Raw genomic sequence first — 20,227 nt, forward strand, 5'->3', positions numbered from 1 at the left:
TCACTCGCGCAGCCCCGCGAAGCCGTCGCCCACGCAGGCGGCGAGCTGGAGATAGGCCTCCCTGGTCGGCTCCTGGAGCCGGTCGAGGTCGATCTCCGCGCCCTCCTCCAGATGCGGGTCATACGGCACCTGGATCACAGCGCGGCACCTGGCGGCGAAGTGGGCCTCCAGCTTCTTGATGTCGACCGCCGACTTCGAGCGCGGCCTGACGCTGCAGAGCACCACGGTCGCCGCCTTCACCAGGTCGGCGTAGTGGTGCGCCTCCAGCCAGTCGAGCGTCGCGGAGGCCGCTCTGGCGCCGTCCACCGAAGGGGAGCTGACCAGCACGATCTGGTCGGCGAGCCCGAGGACGCCGCCCATGGCGGAGTGCAGCAGGCCGGTGCCGCAGTCGGTGATGCAGATCGAGTAGAAGTTCTCCAGCACCTGGGAGACGTCCTGGTAGTCGGAGCCGCTGAACGCCTCCGAGACCGACGGGTCGCGGTCGGAGGCGAGCACCTCCAGCCGCGAGGGCGCCTGCGAGGTGAACGCCCTGATGTCGACGTAGCGCTTGACCTGCTCGCGTTCGTTGAGCAGGTCGCGCACGGTGGCCGAGGTCTCCAGGACGAGCTTGTCGGAAAGGGTGCCTCTGTCCGGATTGGCGTCCACGGCGATGACGCGGTCGCCGCGCATCTGCGCCAAGGTGGCGCCCAGGCCGACCGTGGTCGTGGTCTTGCCCACGCCGCCCTTGAGGCTCAGCACGGCCACGCGGTGGTGTCCCGTGGTCACCGGGGTACGGGACCTGGTCACGAGCTCGCGGCGGCGGCGTACCTCTGGCGGCTCGCCCGGCTTGATCCAGCCTCCCGACGCCTTGTAGACCAGGCGGCGCCAGCCCTTGGAGGGAGCGTTACGCCTTCCGCGTAGCAGGGACTCCGGGTCGAGGCTGTCGGCGGTGGGACGGCCGGTGATCGGAGGTCTGGGCGGGGCGGTGAACACCGGGATCGGGGCCGGGCGACAGCGCGGCTGCGACTGAGGTTGAGGCTGGGCCTGTGGCTGGGGCTGCTGGGGCTGGTGCTGGGGAGGCGGCGACGGGATCTCCCGCTCGGCGGGACGCCACTCCTGCCGCTCGGTCCACGCCGGACGCTCCTGCTCGGTCCATGCGGGGCGCTCCGGCTGCTGGACCGGCTCCTCCGCCCACTGGGGTCGTTCCTCGGGCTCCCCCCACTGCGGCCGCTCCTCGGGCGTTTCCCGCTGGGGACGCGCCTCGGGCTCGGTCCACTGCGGGCGCTCGTTCGCCGGGGAGGTCTCCGACTCCGTCCACTTCGGAGGCTCGATCCGCGGGAGGGTGTCCGGCTGCTCCGTCCACTTCGGGCGCTCATTCCCCGAGGAGGTGTCCGCCCAGGCGACCCGGTCGTCCTCCGCCGCGGAAGGCTTGTCCTCCGTACGAACGGACTCCTCCGCACGAGCGGGCTCCTCCGACGCCGCGGGCGGCTCCTGGCCGGACGGCTCGGCCGCGGGCCGCGACCAGTCGGCCGGCCGCGGCCACGGCTGCTCCTCAGGCTCCTCAGTCTTCTCTGAGTCCTTCGGCTCGGGCTCCGGCGGCGAGAACGACAGCGCGTACGAGTCGGTGTCGTCGGGCCGCGGCAGCGGCTTCAGCGGAGCGAGGAAGGGATCGGCCTGACCGGCTGGTGGAGCCGTGGGCGCTTCCTTCGTACTCGCCTTGTCGAGCCACTCCCCGGCCTCGCTCTCCCCCTCGGGGAGGTCCTCGGCCGCCGCGGCGCCGTAGACGGAGTCGACGGCCGCGCGGAACAGCGGCGGCGTCGGCGTCTCGTGCTGCGTGGGCACCAGCAGCCACGGGTCCTTGGGGTACGGCGAAGCGACCGTCTCGTCGGCAGAAGCAGTCGAGGCGCTGACAGGTACGGGGGCCTCCTCCGTCTCCTTGATCGCGTCCAGCCAGGCCAGCTGTTCCTCGAGAGATTCTTCTCGATCGTGTCTTGCCACCGTGTTCCCCCTCGGGTGGGTCTAAAGGGGCAGCAAATACATTGCAGGTTAACGCCACGGGCTACCGCACAGCCCGGCAACCCAGAACTTCTTTGCCCGGCTACCGTGGTTCGCATGCGAGCCATTGAGATCACCGAGCCGGGCGGACCACGAGTGCTGGAGTGGCACGAGGTGCCTGAGCCGCGGGTCGAACCGGGAGACGTGCTGATCGACGTGGCCGCCTCGGCGGTGAACCGTGCCGATGTCCTGCAACGGCAAGGATTCTACGACCCTCCCCCGGGCACTTCGCCGTACCCGGGGCTGGAGGTCTCCGGCGTGGTGGCCGAGGTCGGCGCGGACGTCGAGCAGTTCAAGGCAGGCGACCGAGTGTGCGCGCTGCTCGGCGGCGGCGGTTACGCCGAGCGCGTAGCGGTGCCCTGGCAGCAGGTCATGCCGGTGCCCGACGGGCTGACGCTGCCGGAGGCGGCCGGGCTGCCCGAGGCGGCGTGCACGGTCTGGTCCAACGTGTTCATGGTCGGGCGGCTGCGCAGGGGCGAGACGCTGCTGGTGCACGGCGGGGCCAGCGGGATCGGCACGTTCGCGGTGCAGCTGGCCAAGGCGCTCGGCTCGTACGTGATCGCGACCGTCGGATCCGAGGCCAAGGCCCAGCGCGTCCGAGAGCTGGGCGCCGACGAGGTGGTCAACTACCGCGAGGAGGACTTCGCCGACAAGGTCAAGGCCGACGTCATCCTCGACATCATGGGCGCCAAATACCTCGCGGGCAACGTCCGGGCCCTGCGTACCGGCGGCCGGCTGGTGATCATCGGGCTGCAGGGTGGGCGCAAGGCCGAGATCGACCTGGGCGCCATGCTCGCCAAGCGCGTCACCGTGCACGCCACGACGCTGCGCTCGCGTCCCGTGGACGAGAAGGGCGTCATCGTACGGAGCGTCGTGGACAACGTGTGGCCCCTGGTCGGGGCGGGGGCGGTGCGGCCCGTGGTGTACGCCGAGGTGCCCATGTCGGAAGCTGCTGAAGCACACCGAATGTTGGATTCTGGAGAACACGTCGGCAAGATCCTGCTAGTACGGTGAGTGTTATGAATGCTGAGGAGAACAACACCCCCCACATCGTGGTGGTGGGCCCCGACTTCCAGGGTCAGGGCGATAACAGCGAGGACGATCGATCGGTGACCAACCTGGTCGAGCAGCCCGCCAAAGTGATGCGCATCGGCAGCATGATCAGGCAGCTTCTCGAGGAGGTCCGCGCGGCTCCCCTCGACGAGGCCAGCCGCAAGCGGTTGAAGGAGATCCACGAGTCCTCCATCAAGGAGCTCGAGGACGGCCTGGCGCCGGAGCTGGTCGACGAGCTGGAGCGCCTGTCGCTCCCGTTCACCGACGAGAACGGCACGCCGCCGAGCGAGGCGGAGCTGCGCATCGCGCACGCCCAGCTGGTCGGTTGGCTCGAAGGGTTGTTCCACGGCATCCAGACCACGCTGTTCGCGCAACAGATGGCCGCTCGCGCCCAGTTGGAGCAGATGCGCAGGGCGTTGCCCGGTGTGCCGCAGGGTGACGAGCAGGGGCGGCCGCACGGCGGCTCGGGGCCCTACCTGTAGCGGCGCAAGCGCCTGCTGCGGACAGCCGCTGGCCGCGGCTATCCGTAAAGCCGCTCGATCACCTGCGCGACGCCGTCGTCGTCGTTGGCCGCGGTCACGTGATCGACCGCCGCCAGCACGTCGGGGTGCGCGTTCGCGACGGCGTACGACGTGCCTGCCCAGCTCAGCATGGGCAGGTCGTTGGGCATGTCGCCGAACGCGATCGCCTGCGAGGGCTTGATCTCGTGCTGCCCGGCGAGCGCCGCCAGGGCCGTCGCCTTCGTCACGCCCTGGGCGCTCATCTCGATCAGTCCCCTGCCGCTGGAGTGCGTGGCGGTCACCAGGTGCCCCACCAACTCCTCCACGGTGGCCTGGAGTTCGTCCGCGGTCATGCCGCGGTGCAGGGCCAGCAGCTTGGCGCACGGGCGCGCGGTCACGGACTCGACGCGTACCGCCCCCACGCCCCTGTCCAGGCCGCCGAGCAGGAAATCTGACTCATGCGCAAAACCGGCTTCATACTCGACCGAAAATACGAGATCGGCCACGTTCGCTCTTAGCTGAGCGACGACTTCCACGAGTACGTCGACGGTGATCAGGTGAGATTCCACTATCCGTTCGGTATGAAGATCGTAGATCAGCGCCCCGTTCGCACAGATGGCGAGCCCGCGGTGACGTACGACACCCGCGACCCCGCCCATCCACCGAGGCGGGCGCCCTGTCACGAACACCAGCACGGCCCCCGATTCCTCGACTTTGCCGAAGGCGGAGACCGTGCGGGGAGACACGGTTCCGTCCGTGCGCAACGCGGTACCGTCGAGGTCGGTGGCCACTAGGCGCGGTGCGGGAAGGCTCTGCATAACAGGTTCCAGTTTGCCCGGTGATGCCGCTCGACAGAAATCTTCCTAGGGACGGGAACACCAACGCTCCAGAATGGTGTTAGATGTGATGGCGTTGTATTAGCTGATCCCGTAGTGAAAACCAGCATGACTTTGTCTGAGCCACCCCGGGTGCTTGCTGTACGACACACCGGGACCCACGAGGTGTGGGTCCCATAGATTCACATCCTGAGGGAGAGCTTTATGGCTCAGGGAACCGTCAAGTGGTTCAACGCCGAGAAGGGCTTCGGCTTCATCGCCCCGGACGGCGGTGCGCCGGACGTGTTCGTGCACTTCTCCGAGATCCAAGGCAACGGCTACCGCAGCCTTGAAGACGGGCAGCGGGTCGAGTTCGAGATCACGCAGGGCCAGAAGGGGCCGCAGGCCTCTCAGGTCCGAGCCATCTGACCTGTAGCAGCGAGACAGACCGGAGTTCGCTTCCAGCGGGCTCCGGTCTTTTGCTTGTGTCGGCTTGGTCACGGCCGCGAACCTTCTGCTCCTTCCAGCCATCGACCTCTACATGAGGTACGTGTGGTTATGCCACCCCGTGACCGTTACCGGGGTGATCGTGCTTTTGATCAACGACCACCTGCTCAAGCAGGCCTGGCCCGGGTTCGTCACGGGCAAGCTCAGCGACGTCGCCGGCCTCGTCGTGGCGCCCGCCCTGCTGGCGCTGCTCTTCTGGCGGCGGGCCGACCTGGCGGCGACCGTACTGACCGGGGTGTTGTTCGCGCTCGTGAAGACCACGGAGACGGGCGCTGAGATCGCCTCCCACGCCTGGACCCTCGTGGCGGGCCCGTCGCGCGTCCTGGCCGATCCCACGGACCTTCTGGCGCTGCCCGTGCTCGCCCTGGCCTGGTGGGTACGCCGGCGCAGCCTCCACTCCGACTCCGCCCGTCTGCGGATCATGGTCGCCGTGCCGCTGGCCGTGCTGGCAGTGACCGCCACCTCGGGCGTGCGCCACCCCACGGCCCACTCCGTCGAGGTGGCCGGAAACCGGATCATCGTCCACATGTACGACACCTCCTCGCGGGTCTCCGAGGACGGCGGGCTTACATGGTCTGTGGGGACGACCGACGATCGGCCGAAGCCGGCCCAGAGCGCCGCCTGCGTCCCCATGCAGGCGACACGGTGCTACCGGGTCGTGCCCGACCGCATGGCCGTCGAGCAGTCCGACGACGGCGGCAGGACGTGGGGCCCCTCATGGGCGATGAGCGAGGACGACGTCGAACGGCTCAACAGGACCTATTCCAACTCGACCGGCCAGTACTCGATGGCGCTGGCCGCGCAGCCCCGGCCCGGCGGGCACGTCGTGGTCGTCGCGAACGGCCTGGACGGCATTCTGGTCCGTGACGTGCAGGGGACGTGGCGGCGGGTGGGCTGGCCCGGCTCGCAGGAGACGGCGGCCGTGGAGGCCCCGGCCATGGACCTGTCCCCGGAACGGAACGTGGCGCTCTTCCTGGCCGCGTGCGTGTTGTTCGGCGGCGTCGGGGCGGGACTGCGGCAGTTCCACCGCGTCTACACCGGTTTCGCCGCGGCCGCCTGCCTGGGCTTCTTCGCCGTACTCAGCGCCGGACGCGGCGCCGACCCGCTCGGCCTCGCCGGTTTGTTCGCCTCCGACCTGAACCTGGAAGCCCTCCTGGGCATCGGAGTCTCCGGCATGATCGCGACCGTGGTCGGCACCGTGGTGTGCCTCGTGCTGGCGTTGGCGGGCCGGGCCCGGCCAGTGACGGCGGCGGTCGGCGCAACGGCCGCGCCGCTCGTCTACGCCGGCGTCTACCTGCCCTTCTACGGCTGGTCCGCGGGCGTGCCCGGCGCCTACTGGGCCGCCGTCGCGATCGCCGTGCTGCTGACCGCCCTCGTGCTGCTGGCGAGCGTCGCCCTCATCAGGAACGACGCCCGCCGCTACTACTTGGACGGCTCCAGCACGTCGAGCCCCACGTAGGGGCGCAGTGCCTGGGGGACCACCACGGAGCCGTCGGCCTGCTGGTGGTTCTCCAGGATCGCGACGATCCAGCGGGTCGTGGCCAGCGTGCCGTTGAGCGTGGCCAGGTGCCGCGGCTTGCCGTCCTTGTCGCGGAAGCGGACGGCGAGCCTGCGGGCCTGGAACTCCGTGCAGTTGGAAGTCGAGGTCAGCTCGCGATAGCGGCCCTGGGTGGGGATCCACGCCTCGCAGTCGAACTTGCGGGCGGCCGACATGCCGAGGTCGCCCGCCGCCGTGTCGATGATCCGGTAGGGGACCTCGATCTTGGCCAGCATCTCCTTCTCCCACGCCAGCAGCCGCTGGTGCTCCTCGTTGGCGTCCTCGGGGCGTACGTAGGAGAACATCTCCACCTTGTCGAACTGGTGGACCCGGATGATGCCCCTGGTGTCCTTGCCGTACGAGCCCGCCTCGCGCCGGAAGCACGACGACCAGCCCGCGTAGCGCAGCGGCAGGTCGTCGCCGCCGAGGATCTCCTGGGCGTGGTAGCCGGCCAGCGACACCTCCGAGGTGCCGACGAGGTAGAGGTCGTCCTCGGGGAGCCGGTAGATCTCCTTGTCGTGGGCCACGTGGAAGCCGGTGCCCTGCATGGTCTCCGGCTTGACCAGCACCGGCGTGATCATCGGCGTGAACCCGGCCTCGATGGCCTGCTGCATGGCCATGTTGAGCAGGCCGAGCTGCAGGCGCGCGCCGACGCCCCTGAGAAAGAAGAACCGCGAGCCGGACACCTTGGCGCCCCGCTCCATGTCGATGGCGCCGAGCGCCTCGCCCAGCTCCAGATGGTCCTTGGGCTCGAAGTCGAACACCCGCGGCTCGCCATGCGTCTCGAGCACCACGTAGTCGTCCTCGCCACCGGACGGGGCGCCTGCCTCGACGATGTTGGGCACCGTCTGGAGGACCTCGTCCAGCTCGCCCGCCAGCTTCTCCGCCTCGGCCTCGGCGGCCTTGACCTGGCTCGCGAGATCCTTGGCCCGCTGGAGCAGCGCGGCCTTCTCCTCGCCCTGCGCCTTGGAGACCGACTTGCCCATGCTCTTTTGCTCGGCGCGCAGGGACTCGAACGAGGTCAGCGCGGATCGGCGGCGCTCGTCGAGGTCGAGCAGCGTGTCGACGACGGAGTCGTCCTCACCGCGGGCACGCTGCGACGCCCGTAGCCGGTCGGGGTCCTCACGAAGGGTACGCAGGTCAATCACAAGGCAAGGCTACCGGCGCCCGGAGGCGTCCCGCCCCTGGATTCCCGTGAGGCCTCTGGGCCGCTGGCCGCGCCCGCCCGTGACGCGGCGCATCCAGACACAGCTCGGCCTTGGATGAGCCCACCCGGGCCCTCAGCCGCGCACCGGGGTGCCTTGGACGCGCTTCTCAGACCTGGCCCGAGCGGATTCGCGCGAGCCAGTCGCCCGCCTCGGCGAACTCGGCGTCGGCCGTGCCCCGCTTGATCTGCGGCGCCACACCGTCGGCCCGCGGATAGCTGCCGAGGAACCGCACCTCGCCGCAGATGCGGTGCAGCCCCGCGATGGCCTCCCCGACGCGGGCGTCGGCGATGTGACCCTCGAAGTCGAAATGGAAGAAGTAGCGCCCGATGCCGTCGCCGGTCGGCCGCGACTCGATGCGCGTCAGGTTGACCCCGCGCACGGAGAATTCCGTCAGCATCTCCAGCAGGGCGCCCGGGTGGTCGTCGGCGAGGAAGACGACCAGCGTGGTGCGGTCGGAGCCGGTCACCGCCGGCAGCGGCCCCGGACGGCTCACCCTGACGAACCTGGTCACGGTGTCGGACCTGTCGCCGATGTCGCCGGCCAGCTCCACGAGACCGTAGTGCTCACCGGCGATGCGCGCGGCGATGGCGGCGTCGTACGGCGAGCCGGGCAGTGAGACCTCCTGCGCCGCGGCGGCTGTCGAAGGGGCGGCCACCACGACGGCGTCGGGCAGCTCGCGCGAGATGAAGGCGCGGCACTGGGTGATAGCGGCCGGATGGGTGTAGACCCGCTTGATGTGGGGGATCTCGGTGTCGGGCCTGGCCAGCAGCGAGAACTGCACGGGCAGCAACAGCTCGGCGGTGATCAGCAACGGCTCGCCCCAGGCGAACTCGTCGAGCGTCGTGGTGATCGCGCCCTCGATGGAGTTTTCCAGTGGCACCACAGCGCCGTCGGCGTCGCCGGTGCGGGCGGCGTTGAGCGCGGCGCTCACCGTGGCGCAGGGTAGCTGCTCGGCGGTGGGGTCAAGGAGCCGCAGGGCTTCTTCGGTGAAGGTCCCCTCCGGCCCGAGATAGGCGAGTCTGGGCATGCATCCAGAGTATCCGCAGGTTGACGCCACACGCGTCCTTTCGGCCCGGCGCGTACGGACGAGTCGGCCTCCACGTCGCGGACCAGCCGTCAGGTTGGGCTCGGCGAGCTACATCATTCCTGAGGCCCGGGATGCGATCAGCGGTCCGAGCCCCAGCCTGGCCGCCCGCACCGCCTCTTCCTCCTCGGGCGAAAGCGGCTGCTGCCCCTTCCCGGCCACCACGGGCCGGACATAGGTACGCGTCTCGCTCCGGCCGTTGATCGAGGTCAACACGATCCCGTCACCCAGCCCGTTGATCATCGCGACCGAGAACGACAACCGCCCGGTCATCTCCGAGAGGGCGTCGTACCGGCAGACGGCCACGTCCCTGATGGCCTTGAGGTCGCCCATGCCCTCGCTCGTCTGCCTGGCGAGCATCCGCTGGCAGTCCTCCACCGTGGCTCTGGCCTGCCGGAGCGCCAGATACCCGATGAATACGCCACTGACTCCGGCGACGACGCCCACGATGACCCATGTGGTAACGAGCACGGCACAGAGGGTAACGGCTCAGTCAGGCGATCTCCGCCGTTTCGGCAACCAGGACACCAACAACCACACCAGAGCCAGCGCCCCGAGCCCGAACCCGTTCTGAACGATCTTCCCGAGCACCACACTGACCCCCGGGATGTCGGCGGCCTTCAGCGAAACCCCCCACCAGGGCACCGGCACCACGTAGAACAGCCACACCCCCGCCGCCACCCGCAACCTGACCGGATCGCGCCCATCCCCCACGATCGCGCCGAGCACCACGACGACCCAGGCCAGATGGTGGATCCAGGCCACGGGCGAGAGCAACACGGCCATCAGGCCGGCGAGCGCGACGGCAGTGACCGGATCGTTCGCCTTGTACGCGGCACGCGCGCCACGGAACCCATACCAGGCGACCACGGCGACGATCACCAGCCAGATCGCAGACGTCGCGAGTTCGGGCAGGTAGAGCCGGATCAGCATGCCGCGGATCGACTGGTTGGTGGTGGCCGCGTTCGCGCCGAGCCGTTCGGGATCGAGCAGCGCCCAGAACCAGAAGTCGGCCGCGTCCCGCGGGATCACCGCGAACGGCAACAACGTGAGCACCGCCGCCACGAACGCCGCCATGAAGAACGTCCGCCACTGCCTGGTGACGAGCAGATAGATCAGAAAGACCCCAGGCGTCAACTTCACCGCCGTGGCCAGCCCGATCAGAAACCCCCGAGGCCACCAGGGCCGCTTCGCCACACAGTCGGCCAGGCACAGGGCGACCAGCAGGATGTCCACCTGCCCGAACCGCACCTGATCCCTGATCGGCATCAAGTACGCGCAGGCCACCATGAGGAACGCGAACACCCACGGCACGTACTTCCGCAGCCCCTGCCTCCCCAGGGCCTGCCGGAACGCGAACCCCACGGTCACGGCCAGCGCCACGAAGATCCCGACCGTCCAGACCCACTGCGCCGTGCTCCAGGACATCTCGGCCAGCACCACGGCCAGCATGGCCGCGATGGGCGGATATGTGAACGGCAGCAGTTGGGGCGCGGGCGTGAAGAATTCGTACACCGGCTGCCCGTCGAGGAGCATCTGCCCCCCGGTACGGTAAACGTCCAGGTCGACCAGCCGCTGGTCGTCCGGATTGGTGAGCCACGTGTGCACCAACGGCGCCACGGCCGCCGCGACGACGAGCGCCACGATCGCCCACGCCCACCACTGCCGCCGGATCATCGCGCACTCGCAGCGTGCCGTCCGCGTCCTTCAGGCGGGGGAGGATACGCGGAGCGGCCGGGCACTGTCGTCTCCTGGTGTGGTCGTCGGCGGCCGGTAGATTGATCGGCAGGTCGCGCTAACGGCCGGCGACCGCCCGGGAGGCGGCGCTCGGGTGGCACGCGGTGGCCGCGCGGGGAGGCGACCGGGCCGCCGGGCCTGCGAACCGCGAACCTCAACACGACCTCCTCCTCGTGGGGCTGTTGAAATCCTCCGTCTTCGGACAGGGGAGGATGTCAAGATGTGGCACGTTACCGTGTGGTGGCTTGGCTGTTGTTGATCGAGGGGCAGACACTGGGGGTCCGTACATGCCGAACGCCACACCGTACCCACCTTCTGGGCGGTCCGGGGAGCGCAGCCGGTGTGGAGAGCACGGCTGGAACGGCGAGCACCGCCGAACCGGGGACCGCCGCATATCGCCTGCGCGGGCAGTTCTTGGACGAGGCGTCAAGCGCACCATGACCACGCTGTTCCTCGGTCTGGCCCTCGCTACGTGCCTGACTCCGACCTCCGCCAACGCCACCACCCTTGGCCGAACCTCCCTCACCGCAAGCACGTCCACCACAAACCCCGCGCACGCGACCAACGCTCCAGCCGCGCAAGGCCGAGTAGCCCTCATTGGCGTGCCCGGCCTCGAATGGAGCGACCTCGACCGATCACGGACCCCCAATCTGTGGCGCCTCGTCGGCCAAGGCGCCTCCGCCTCCCTCTCCACGCGAGCCGTGCCACCCCCGGACCGTGGCATCACCTGCCCTGTCGCGGGCTGGCTGACCATCTCGGCAGGCCAACGGGCCGGTACGGCGGGCAGGGGTTGCCCCGCACCGTCCACACCCCAGCTCACGGACACGGGCGCCACGATCCCGAGCTGGTCGGCCCTGGCCGCATACCAGTCCGAAACCGGTTACGACGCTCGACTCGGCACTCTGGGCCAGCTGGTGGTCGACGGTGGGGGCAAGGTCGCCGCCATCGGCCCGGGTGCCGCCGTTGGCGGGGCGGACAAGTCCGGAAATATCGCTAAATACGCCCCCACTCCTGATGCCCTCGGCGACCCCACCCCGTACAACCTGATCGTCCTCGAAGCCGCCGACCTCGCGAACGCCTGGACCCGCCAACCCCTCGACGAGTACGGCGTCCCCACCCCTCTGCCCGCCGCAGCGCGCCAAGCAGCCGTAACCCAGGCGGACCAGCAGATCGGCACCTTGATCGGCAAGCTGCCGCCCGGCACGTCCATCCTGCTGGCGGGCGTCTCCGACGTGACGACGAACGCCCACCTGCACGTGGCGATCGCCACCGGCCCGTCCTCGAGCGGACAGGCATACCCGCACGGCTACCTCACCGCCACCTCCACCCGCCAGGACGCCCTGGTCACGATCACCGACCTCACCGCCACCACCCTCCAGCTCCTGGGCCTGCCCTCTCCACGCGAAGTGGTCGGCCGCCCCTGGCAACCCGGCGGCCCCGCCCCCGCCGCATCGGCCGACACGGTGACGGAACTCTCGGACGGAGACCTGGCCAGCCAGGTCCTCAGAGAGGTACGCGGCCCGTTCTTCACCGTCCTGGTGACGGTCCAGCTGCTCTTCTACGCCTTCGCCGCCCTCGCCCTCCGCCGCCGCTCCACCGACCTCCCCGAAACACCACCCCAGACCGCCGTTGCCGACACGCCGCACGACACCACGTCCGCGCCCCCCGCCACCTCCGCCGATCAAGCACGCATACCGGACCCCACCGCCGCCACCACCGATCAGAGGCGCGCGGCAGAGCCCGCCGCCACCCCTCCGACCGGCCTTCTTCTTGCGAGCACCTCCAAGCTCCTCAAGGCCGTGCAGATCGTCGCGGTGGTCAGCGGAGCCATCGCCGTCTCCACGTTCCTGGCCCAGCTGGTGCCCTGGTGGACGCTGCCGGTGCCGATGGTGTCGGTGATCGTGACGATCCTGGGCATCGCCGGGCTGATCACCGCCATCGCCTTCGCCGGGCCGTGGCGTTCGCACGTGCTGGGCCCGCTCACCGTGGTCGCCGCCGTCACCTCGCTCGCTCTCCTCGTCGATGTCATGACCGGCTCCAAACTCCAGGTGAACGCCGTGACCGGCTACGAGCCCGTGACCGGGGGACGGTTCTACGGCTTCAGCAACATCGCCTTCGCCGTCTACGCCACCGGCACCGTCCTCGGGCTGGCTGGAGTGGCTCAGTGGCTGGTCGGCAGGGGTGTGTCCAGGGTTGTGGTGGTGGCGGTGTGCGCGGTGTACGGGGGATTCGCGGTCTTCGCAGACGGGTGGCCGTCGTGGGGTGCGGACTTCGGCGGGGTGCCGGCGTTCGTGATCGGCTTGGCCGTCTTCCTCATCCTGCTCTCGGGCAAACGCGTATCGGTGCTGAGGCTCCTGCTCGTCGGCCTGGTGGGGGCCGCGTTCGTGGGCGCCATCTCGGTGTTCGACTGGCTGCGCCCGGAAGCACAGCGAACCCACCTGGGCGCCTTCGTGCAGCAGATCATCGACGGTCAGGCGTGGACCGTCGTCGGCCGCAAGTTCAGTGCCATGATCGGCGTAACCGTCGGCAACTGGTCACTGACCCTCCTTTCGCTGGTCGCGCTGGCATTCCTCTTCCTGGTGCTGGCCCGCCCCTCGCGGTGGGGCGCCTCGGCCCTCGGCCAGGCCTACCACCTGACCCCAACGCTCAGGGCAGGCCTGTTCGGGGCGCTCACGTGTGCCTTCGTCGGCTTCCTCATGAACGACTCGGGCATCGCCATCCCCGCTATGGCGCTAACGGTGGCCGTGCCGTTGACGCTGGCCGCCTGTGTACGCGCCCTGCAGCTCGGCACGCCCACACCACCAGGGCCACGGTCAGAGCCAGCAGCACCCACGCGAGCTGAGGCCTGACCACGGTGGTGAGCCACGCGAGGTCCTGAGGCTGCCCCTCCACCCGCGCGGGCAGGTAGGCGAGCGACAGGACCAGCAGGTGTACGACGACGAACCCGTCCACCGCGGACGCCCCCACGATCGCCAGCAGCCCCAGCGCCAGCCCGTCGTACCAGGGCAGGATGTACGGGGTGGCGAAAAGGTAGGCCACCACCAGCCCCGCCGCCACGACCGGCGCCTCCAGCCCCCCCCGCCCGCCCGACGTGTCCCGGCTCGCCACGTTCTTCGTCTGGCGGCTCATCCCTGTTGCCGGGTGGGCTGAACCGTGGTGGCTCGCCCAGCGCGAGCGTGCGGCCAGGCGGAGCAGGGACCAGGCGACGAGCGCGAGCACCAGGAGGGAGCCGATCTGGATCTCCGCTCGATAGGCGCTGCCAGTGCCCACGATGGACTGGAGCCAGCCCTGGACGAGCTTCCAGAACGAGGCGTGCGAGATCGACTTGCTGGTCCGGGTCACCGGCGTGATCGCCTCGGGGCCCGCGATCGCGTATCCGACGACCACCACCGCGAGGGCGCAGGCGGCCATGAGTGCCAGGCGGGCGGGTCTCCGGCGTAGCTCCCAGGCCGGCCCGAGGGCCACGAGCCCGGCGTTGATCTTGATGGCCACGCCGAGCCCGAGCAGCACACCCGAGCCTGCGGGACGGCTTCTGGCCAGGAGGGCGGCGACCATGCAGGCGATGGCGAGCGTGTCCACGTGCATGCCCGCGACCAGCTGGTAGAGCAGGAGCGGGTTGGCCGTCCACAGCAGAGCGGCCCGCAGGCGGCCGGCCGGGTCGTCTCTGGTGAAACGGTCTATGAGGAGACCCGTCGCGATGAAGGCGGCGGCGTTGAACAGGGCCAGCACGAATATCGTCAGCCGCACCGAGTCGCCGCCGATCCAGCTCGCCACCGCTTGCAGGGCCGTGGCCACCGGGCCGTACACGCTCGGCTCCTCACGCCACGGCTGCTCGACCGCGTCGGCCACCGGGTCGCCTGGCAGGTCCACGGCGCCATGGGTGTAGGGGCTGAGGCCCAGCGTCACCATGCGGCCGTACGCGGCGTAGTTGAGGTGGTCGCCGGAGCCCGACGGAGGTAGGAACGCCAGGACTCCGGCGGCCAGACACCCGATGAGCACCAGCAGCCGTGCGCTGGGCAGCGACCGGCGGCCATCGGGCGCGCCCGTGGCTGGGGATCGGATGGTCGTCAGGGCGGCCAGGAGGCCGAGGCCGCCGAGGATGAGCGCGGCCGCGGCGACAGCGATCACCAGGTGCGGGCCGGGGTGGACGTCGAGAGAGTACGGCGGCTGCCAGGAAGGGCCACCCAGCGCGGGAACCATGGCCGATGGGCCGAGGAGCCCAATGCTGATCGTCAGCAGGATCGAAGCGCCGATCGCCGCCGTGGCCGGCCCGGCGAGCCGACCTCGTGCCTTTTCCTGCCACGTCTCCGAAGTCACCGGGAAATTCCAGCACACTCGCAAGACGCCTTCGGCCCACCGGCAACCGCCTGTGGATAACCGGCCCGGGTCACGACTTCCTGTGGATGACGAACCCAGCCCAGACCTCACACCATAAGGCCGAGGCCGAGGACATGGACAGGATCAACGTTTGGCGCGGAGTTTGTCGAGATTTTGGGAGATGAGCGGCTCTCGCGTGGCCAACGCGAGCGCCACGTCCCGCAGTTGTCGCGCCCGATGAAGCTGCGCCCGCCAATCCGTCCCGGAGGCACGATGCGCCATGTCCACCTCGACCTCGGCGATCCGGTACCCCTTGCGCAACAGGTCGATCGTCAACGCCGTCTCCACCCCGAACCCGTGCGCCAGCGGCCGGGCCGCTTCGAAGGCGGCTCTGGTGAGGCAACGCTGGCCGTTGAGCGGTTGGGCGGGCTCGAAGCCGGTGGCCCGGCGGATGCCCTCCTTCGACAGGCGTACGACTAAGCCATGGCCGCCCAGCTTCACCCGCGTCGTGAACACGGCGATGGTCATGTCGGCCTTCGCCGCGCGTACGGGCTCGATGAGCGGCGCGGCGGCGTGAGCCGTCGCGCCCAGGTCGGCGTCGAGGAAGAGCAGGTGACGGGGAGCGGCGTCCTCGTCCAGGAGACGGACCGCCTCCGCGCCCGTCTCCATCGCGGCGGCCTTGCCCCGGTTGCGGCTGTGCCGCACCACCCGGGCCCCCGCCGCGCGCGCCACTCTGCCGGTCTGGTCCCGCGAGCCGTCGTCCACGACCACGACGAGATCCACACCGGGCAGGGCCGCGGCGGCCGCGACCGTGGCCGCGATGCGGTCGGCCTCGTTGACGGCCGGAATGATGACCGCCGTGTCTCCAGTGCTCACAGAGCGTCACCACCGCGAAGAACGCGGCCGCCCTGGCTCCCGAGCGCCGACCCCGTCATGATCCCTCGGTGATGAGGAACTCCCGCGGCACCTCATCATGTACGACGAACACCGAATCAAGCCCTGTGACCTGCAGAATCTTACGTACGGCAGGACGCGGGGAGGCCACTTCGAGCCCCCCACCCTGCTCTTTCATGCGTTTGAGTGCCGACAACAGCACGTTCATCCCCGTGGAGTCGCAGAAATCCACGGCGGACATGTCGATGACCACCCGGCTAGGCCCTTCCTGCAACAGCCGAGTGAACTCGGACTGCAGGTGGGGCGCCGTGTACAGGTCGATTTCTCCGGTGATGGCAACGAGTGCGCACCCGGCATGTGATCGAGTCGAGACCTTGAGCTCCACATGGGCAGGCTAGCGGCGCGGAGGCTTCCGGTCACGTTGTCACGCCGATAGGGCAACCCCAGGTTTTTGTCCTCCGTTTGGGCTCCACGGAAACGGAGAGTACGCGAAGCTTGACAGCGTGACACCGAAACCGGCACCACTTCACGGAGAAGGAGGGGCTGGGGCACGACTGGCGGGCCCCGCATCGATGAAAGCCGACAAACCTGAAGATCCTCAGCGTCAGGGGCTCCGAGAACGCCTGGAGACCATCCTCATCCGCACAGAGAAGGCCACGTCATGGCATGACGAAGCAGAGCGCCTTCGTGGCCTGGTGAACCACGAAGGCTACGTTCCCATCCGCACCCGCCTGGCGCTCGATGACCTCGATTTCCTCTCCGGCGCCCGTACCGAGCTGCTCAGGTTCTCGGAGCTCGGGCTCAGGTTGCTCGATCTCCACCAGCCGAGGGACGCGGGAGGCATCACCAGTGACACCGCCCACCCGATCCTGCGCTGCCGGAGCTGCATGTGGCGCTGGCCTTGCCCGACATTTCGCGCAATGTCGGAGTCGTTCGGTGCACCTCGGGACACAGCCGACACGGCGTTCCCCGAGAGCGCCTAAGAGGTCGTCAGCTTCTGACCAGGGGAAGCCGGATCTCGAACCGGCACCCCGGCCCGTCGTTGACCACCCCGATCACCCCGTCGTGCGCCTCCACGATCCCTTGCGCGATGGCCAGCCCGAGCCCCGCCCCACCGTCAGCAGTAGGAGTACGAGCGACCTCCCCCCGGAAAGCCACCTCGAACACCCGAGGCAGATCCTCCTCGGGAATCCCCCCGCAACAGTCCGTCACCGACAAGCAGGCCATCCCCGCGTCGTCCACCCCGGCCCGCAGCACCACGGTCCGGTCCGATGGCGTGTGCCGGATGGCGTTGACCACGAGGTTCCCCAGAGCCCGCCCCAACGCCCCCGCGTCGGCCTCCACCGGCACGGTCGCCGCCGCCTCGGCCGTGAGCACCACCCCCTTGGCCCGGGCGAGCGGCTCGGCCCCGGCCAGCGTGTCGGCCACGAGGTCGGCCAGCCCGATCCTGGCGCGCGAGAGCCGCAGCGCCCCGGCGTGGATCCGCGACAACTCGAACAGGTCGTCCACCATCGCGGAAAGCCGCTCCACCTCCAGCTTGATCTGCCCGTGGTAGCGCGCGACCGTCTCGGGGTCGGCCACCACCCCGTCCTCCAGCGCCTCGGCCATGGCCCGCATTCCGGCCAGCGGCGTCCGCAGGTCGTGGCTCACCCAGGCGACGAGCTCCCGCCGCGCCCCCTCAAGGGCCCGCTCACGCGCGTACGCCTCCTCAAGGGTGTTCGCGATCGTCTGGAGCTCGGCGGGCAGCCCCTGGGGCGCGACGAACGGCAGATCGCCTACCGCCGCCACCAGCCGCCTGCTCTCCCCCACCACCCGCTTCGACAACACGAACGCGACCCCGAGCCCCACGACCCCGCCCACGGCCACCACGCTCAGCACGAAGTCCTTGACCGCCCCCTCGATGATCATCTTCATGATGATCGCCACGACTCCGGCCAGGGTCGCCGCCACGGCGACCACCACGACCACGGCCAGCATCACCCCGATGGACCTGGTACGCAGCAGCCACATCACCCAGATGCCGGCGAGCGCGACCAGCAGCCCGCACCCGGCCGCCACGGCCACCACCATCGGCAGCTCCCCCACGGCCACCGCCGGCGGCATCAGGAGCCACCTTCCAAAGGCTCGTACCGGTACCCCACTCCCCACACCGTGACGATCCTGCGCGGCTCGGTCGGATCGGGCTCGATCTTCTCCCGCAGCCGCCGCACATGCACCGTCACCGTCGACGAGTCGCCGAACGACCACCCCCACACCTGGTTCAGCAGCGCCGACCGGCTGAACGCCTGCCGCGGATTACGCATCAGATAAGCCAGCAGGTCGAACTCCCGGGCCGTCAACATCACCTCGTCCCCGCGCAGCCGTACCTCATGGGCCCCCACGTCCACCACCAGATCCCCGTCGCGTAGCACCCCGGTCCCGCCGGTGACGGAGGCCCCCCTGGCCCGCCGCAACACGGACTGCACCCGCAGGGCCAGCTCGCGCGGGCTGAACGGCTTGGTCACGTAGTCGTCGGCCCCCGTCTCCAGGCCGACCACCCGGTCGATCTCCTCGCCCAGCGCGGTCAGCATGATCACCGGAACCGGCCACCGCTCCCTGAGCTTCCTGCACACCTGCAACCCGTCGATCTTGGGCAGCATCAGGTCGAGCACCATGAGATCGGGCGGGTTCGCCAGCGCCCTGCGCAGCGCCTCCACACCGTCGCCCACGCATTCGACCTCGTGCCCGTCGCGCTCCAGATAGCGCGCCACGACCTCGGAAACGGTCGGATCATCATCAACGACCAGGATGCGGGTATTCACTACTTCACGGTACGGCCGAGCTGACAGGAAGTGACATCTACGTCATTGGTTCGTAAGCCTCGCGGATCATGCCCCGAGGACGTACGGTGGCTCCATGGGTAGAGTCGTGATGCTCGTGATAGGGACCTTGCTCGGTCTCTTCGTGTTGTTCAACTTCCTGCTGCCGATGCTGGCAGGACTGATCAAGATCGCGTTGATCATCGGTGTGGTCGCTCTGCTCGTCTTCATCACGGTCACCGTGGTAGGCAAGTCATCCCGGTCGCAGTGACGCTGTTCCTGTTCGACCCGTGGCTGGTCGGGATCACCATGATGGCGATCCTGCTGCTGGCCACGTGGGCGGCCACGCTGCTGCCCGCCCTCAGTGGTGAGCCGCCGGGCTTTCCGCTGACCTACGCGCGCCGCACGGCCTTCCTGCGCCAGCGCGATCCCGACGCGGCCGGACGCTCACGCCCGCGAGCCCCGTAGCCTGCCCCGCTTCCAGCCGAAGCGGGGCTCCTCTTCGAGTGAGCCTTTCATCCACCTCATCCGAAGTAGGGCTCATGATCGATTCTCTCGTCGCGTTCGTCATCAACCTGTCCGGGGGCCACGCCGCGCTCGGGATCGTCCTGTTCACGCTGGCCGTACGCCTGGTGCTGCTGCCGCTCAACGTCCGCCAGGCCCGTACCGCGAAGATCAGGGAGCGCCTGGCGCCCAAGTTGCGCGAGTTGCAGAAGCGCTTCGCCCGTAACCCCGAGCGGCTGTCCAAGGAGTTGTCCGCCCTCTACGCCAAGGAGGGCAGTTCACCGTTCGCCGGGTTCATGCCCATGCTGGGGCAGCTGCCGTTCATGTGGTTGATGTACCGGGTGGCCACGCATCCGACCGCGCTGGCCGGGCATGACCTGTTCGGGGCGCCGCTGGGGCAGCAGGTGGCGGGGGTGATCGCCAATTACGGTCTGGTCAGTTGGCCGGTTTTGGTCTTTGTGCTGCTAATAGCGCTGATCGCCGTGGTGGCCTGGTTTGCGGCGAGGCAGATCAAGGTGACCGAGGAGCAGCCGCCGCTGCTGAGGAAGATCATGCCGCTGGTCCCGTACGGCTCCGTGCTCGCCGCGCTGGTGCTCCCGCTGGCGGCCGGGCTCTATCTGCTCGTCTCCACGGCGTGGGCCGTCTCCGAGCGGGCCGTGCTCGCTACCCGGCCTCTCTGAGGGCCGCCGTCACCTGCCCGTTCACCGACGCGTGCGGGGTGTGCGGGGCGGGCAGGATGGCCCACACGGTCGTCGTGTCCCCGTCGTGCCGAACCCCCCAGCTCTCCGCCACATATTCCACGATGCCGAGCCCCCGGCCCCCGAGCGAGGACAGGGTCGGGCGGCCGGCCCGCGGCTCGGTGGCCGCGCCCCCGTCGCTGACCGCCACCTCTATGTGATCGTCGCTACGCAGCCAGGCCACCCGCACCATGCCCGACGGCAGCGGATGGGCGTGCCGCAGCGCGTTGCTCAGCAACTCGCTCACCACGAGCACGGCATCGTCGATGGCGGCGCCGAAAACGCCGCCTTCCTGCAGGTCAGTGCTCAGACGCTGGCGGGCAACGGCGACGCTGGACGGCGCGTACGGCAGCAGCACCACGCTTGACACACCCACCTCCCCGTTACCCGTGCCCCCCGCGGGAACACTCCCCGGTACGACCGAAATGCCCCGTTACTCGATCCCAGAAACCGCATCTCGATCACAGCTTGTACACATTGGACGATAGATCAGCGCAACTGT

Annotated in this window: 20 protein-coding genes and 1 pseudogene; 9 read left to right on the forward strand and 12 right to left on the reverse strand. The window is 69.4% G+C overall.

The window, feature by feature from the left end; translation table 11 throughout:
* Positions 1–1,977 (reverse strand): nucleotide-binding protein, encoded by a 1,977-nt coding sequence (locus tag ACFLIM_RS35175; RefSeq protein WP_393172685.1) that lies wholly within the window; start codon positions 1,975–1,977, stop codon positions 1–3.
* 114 nt (positions 1,978–2,091) lie between these two features.
* Between ACFLIM_RS35175 and ACFLIM_RS35180 the strand changes: the two genes are divergently transcribed.
* Both ACFLIM_RS35180 and ACFLIM_RS35185 read left to right on the forward strand, forming a co-directional pair.
* Positions 2,092–3,048 (forward strand): NAD(P)H-quinone oxidoreductase, encoded by a 957-nt coding sequence (locus ACFLIM_RS35180; protein ID WP_393172686.1) that lies wholly within the window; start codon positions 2,092–2,094, stop codon positions 3,046–3,048.
* Positions 3,049–3,053: 5 nt separating this feature from the next.
* Positions 3,054–3,569, forward strand: coding sequence for a bacterial proteasome activator family protein (locus tag ACFLIM_RS35185; protein WP_393172687.1), 516 nt, complete (start codon positions 3,054–3,056; stop codon positions 3,567–3,569).
* Between the two features lie 38 nt (positions 3,570–3,607).
* Here ACFLIM_RS35185 and ACFLIM_RS35190 read toward each other — a convergent pair whose 3' ends face one another.
* On the reverse strand, positions 3,608–4,405 hold the full coding sequence (locus tag ACFLIM_RS35190; protein WP_393172688.1) for an HAD family hydrolase: 798 nt from the start codon (positions 4,403–4,405) through the stop codon (positions 3,608–3,610).
* 222 nt (positions 4,406–4,627) lie between these two features.
* Between ACFLIM_RS35190 and ACFLIM_RS35195 the strand changes: the two genes are divergently transcribed.
* On the forward strand, positions 4,628–4,831 hold the full coding sequence (locus ACFLIM_RS35195) for a cold-shock protein (protein WP_219534920.1): 204 nt from the start codon (positions 4,628–4,630) through the stop codon (positions 4,829–4,831).
* Between the two features lie 154 nt (positions 4,832–4,985).
* Positions 4,986–6,368 carry a hypothetical protein gene (locus ACFLIM_RS35200; protein ID WP_393172689.1) on the forward strand — a complete coding sequence of 461 codons (1,383 nt, stop codon included), beginning with the start codon at positions 4,986–4,988 and terminating at the stop codon, positions 6,366–6,368.
* Here the strand turns inward: ACFLIM_RS35200 and serS are convergent.
* From serS to ACFLIM_RS35220, 4 genes are all read right to left on the reverse strand, one after another.
* A complete protein-coding gene (serS, locus tag ACFLIM_RS35205; protein ID WP_393172690.1) occupies positions 6,332–7,594 on the reverse strand; it encodes a serine--tRNA ligase in 1,263 nt (420 codons plus the stop codon). The two genes, ACFLIM_RS35200 and serS, sit on opposite strands and share 37 nt — an antisense overlap.
* A gap of 166 nt (positions 7,595–7,760) precedes the next feature.
* Positions 7,761–8,681: a prephenate dehydratase gene (gene pheA, locus ACFLIM_RS35210; RefSeq protein ID WP_393172691.1), complete on the reverse strand. Its 921-nt coding sequence runs from the start codon at positions 8,679–8,681 to the stop codon at positions 7,761–7,763.
* Between the two features lie 108 nt (positions 8,682–8,789).
* Positions 8,790–9,209, reverse strand: coding sequence for a DUF4446 family protein (locus ACFLIM_RS35215; protein WP_393172692.1), 420 nt, complete (start codon positions 9,207–9,209; stop codon positions 8,790–8,792).
* 18 nt (positions 9,210–9,227) lie between these two features.
* Entirely contained in the window at positions 9,228–10,415 is a 1,188-nt protein-coding gene (locus ACFLIM_RS35220; protein ID WP_393172693.1) for a glycosyltransferase 87 family protein, read from the reverse strand.
* A gap of 662 nt (positions 10,416–11,077) precedes the next feature.
* Between ACFLIM_RS35220 and ACFLIM_RS35225 the strand changes: the two genes are divergently transcribed.
* Complete coding sequence (locus ACFLIM_RS35225) at positions 11,078–13,324, forward strand: hypothetical protein (RefSeq protein ID WP_393172694.1); 2,247 nt, start codon at positions 11,078–11,080, stop codon at positions 13,322–13,324.
* Between the two features lie 328 nt (positions 13,325–13,652).
* On the opposite strand, the pseudogene mptB reads toward ACFLIM_RS35225, so the two are convergent.
* The 3 genes and pseudogenes from mptB to ACFLIM_RS35240 all read right to left on the reverse strand — a co-directional run.
* Positions 13,653–14,903, reverse strand: a pseudogene (gene mptB, locus ACFLIM_RS35230) (polyprenol phosphomannose-dependent alpha 1,6 mannosyltransferase MptB); the annotation flags it as partial.
* Positions 14,904–14,936: 33 nt separating this feature from the next.
* On the reverse strand, positions 14,937–15,668 hold the full coding sequence (locus ACFLIM_RS35235) for a glycosyltransferase family 2 protein (RefSeq protein ID WP_393172695.1): 732 nt from the start codon (positions 15,666–15,668) through the stop codon (positions 14,937–14,939).
* A 55-nt stretch (positions 15,669–15,723) separates the two neighbouring features.
* Complete coding sequence (locus tag ACFLIM_RS35240) at positions 15,724–16,071, reverse strand: STAS domain-containing protein (RefSeq protein WP_393172696.1); 348 nt, start codon at positions 16,069–16,071, stop codon at positions 15,724–15,726.
* A 310-nt stretch (positions 16,072–16,381) separates the two neighbouring features.
* Here ACFLIM_RS35240 and ACFLIM_RS35245 point away from each other — a divergent pair, with 310 nt between their 5' ends.
* Positions 16,382–16,669 (forward strand): hypothetical protein, encoded by a 288-nt coding sequence (locus tag ACFLIM_RS35245; protein ID WP_393172697.1) that lies wholly within the window; start codon positions 16,382–16,384, stop codon positions 16,667–16,669.
* 7 nt (positions 16,670–16,676) lie between these two features.
* On the opposite strand, the gene ACFLIM_RS35250 is transcribed toward ACFLIM_RS35245, so the two are convergent.
* A complete protein-coding gene (locus ACFLIM_RS35250) occupies positions 16,677–17,789 on the reverse strand; it encodes a sensor histidine kinase (RefSeq protein ID WP_393172698.1) in 1,113 nt (370 codons plus the stop codon).
* Positions 17,789–18,487, reverse strand: coding sequence for a response regulator transcription factor (locus tag ACFLIM_RS35255; protein WP_393172699.1), 699 nt, complete (start codon positions 18,485–18,487; stop codon positions 17,789–17,791). Before ACFLIM_RS35255 ends, ACFLIM_RS35250 begins: the two co-directional genes overlap by 1 nt.
* 94 nt (positions 18,488–18,581) lie before the next feature.
* On the opposite strand from ACFLIM_RS35255, the gene ACFLIM_RS35260 reads away from it, so the two are divergent.
* From ACFLIM_RS35260 to ACFLIM_RS35270, 3 genes are all read left to right on the forward strand, one after another.
* Positions 18,582–18,755 carry a hypothetical protein gene (locus ACFLIM_RS35260; RefSeq protein WP_393172700.1) on the forward strand — a complete coding sequence of 58 codons (174 nt, stop codon included), beginning with the start codon at positions 18,582–18,584 and terminating at the stop codon, positions 18,753–18,755.
* A complete protein-coding gene (locus tag ACFLIM_RS35265; RefSeq protein WP_393172701.1) occupies positions 18,752–18,952 on the forward strand; it encodes a DUF6412 domain-containing protein in 201 nt (66 codons plus the stop codon). Before ACFLIM_RS35260 ends, ACFLIM_RS35265 begins: the two co-directional genes overlap by 4 nt.
* A 74-nt stretch (positions 18,953–19,026) precedes the next feature.
* Positions 19,027–19,668: a YidC/Oxa1 family membrane protein insertase gene (locus ACFLIM_RS35270; protein WP_393172702.1), complete on the forward strand. Its 642-nt coding sequence runs from the start codon at positions 19,027–19,029 to the stop codon at positions 19,666–19,668.
* Here ACFLIM_RS35270 and ACFLIM_RS35275 read toward each other — a convergent pair.
* On the reverse strand, positions 19,652–20,101 hold the full coding sequence (locus ACFLIM_RS35275; RefSeq protein ID WP_393172703.1) for an ATP-binding protein: 450 nt from the start codon (positions 20,099–20,101) through the stop codon (positions 19,652–19,654). The two genes, ACFLIM_RS35270 and ACFLIM_RS35275, sit on opposite strands and share 17 nt — an antisense overlap.
* Between the last annotated feature and the right edge of the window lie 126 nt (positions 20,102–20,227).

The sequence above is a fragment of the Nonomuraea marmarensis genome (genome assembly GCF_043197025.1).
GTDB classification, from domain to species: domain Bacteria; phylum Actinomycetota; class Actinomycetes; order Streptosporangiales; family Streptosporangiaceae; genus Nonomuraea; species Nonomuraea marmarensis.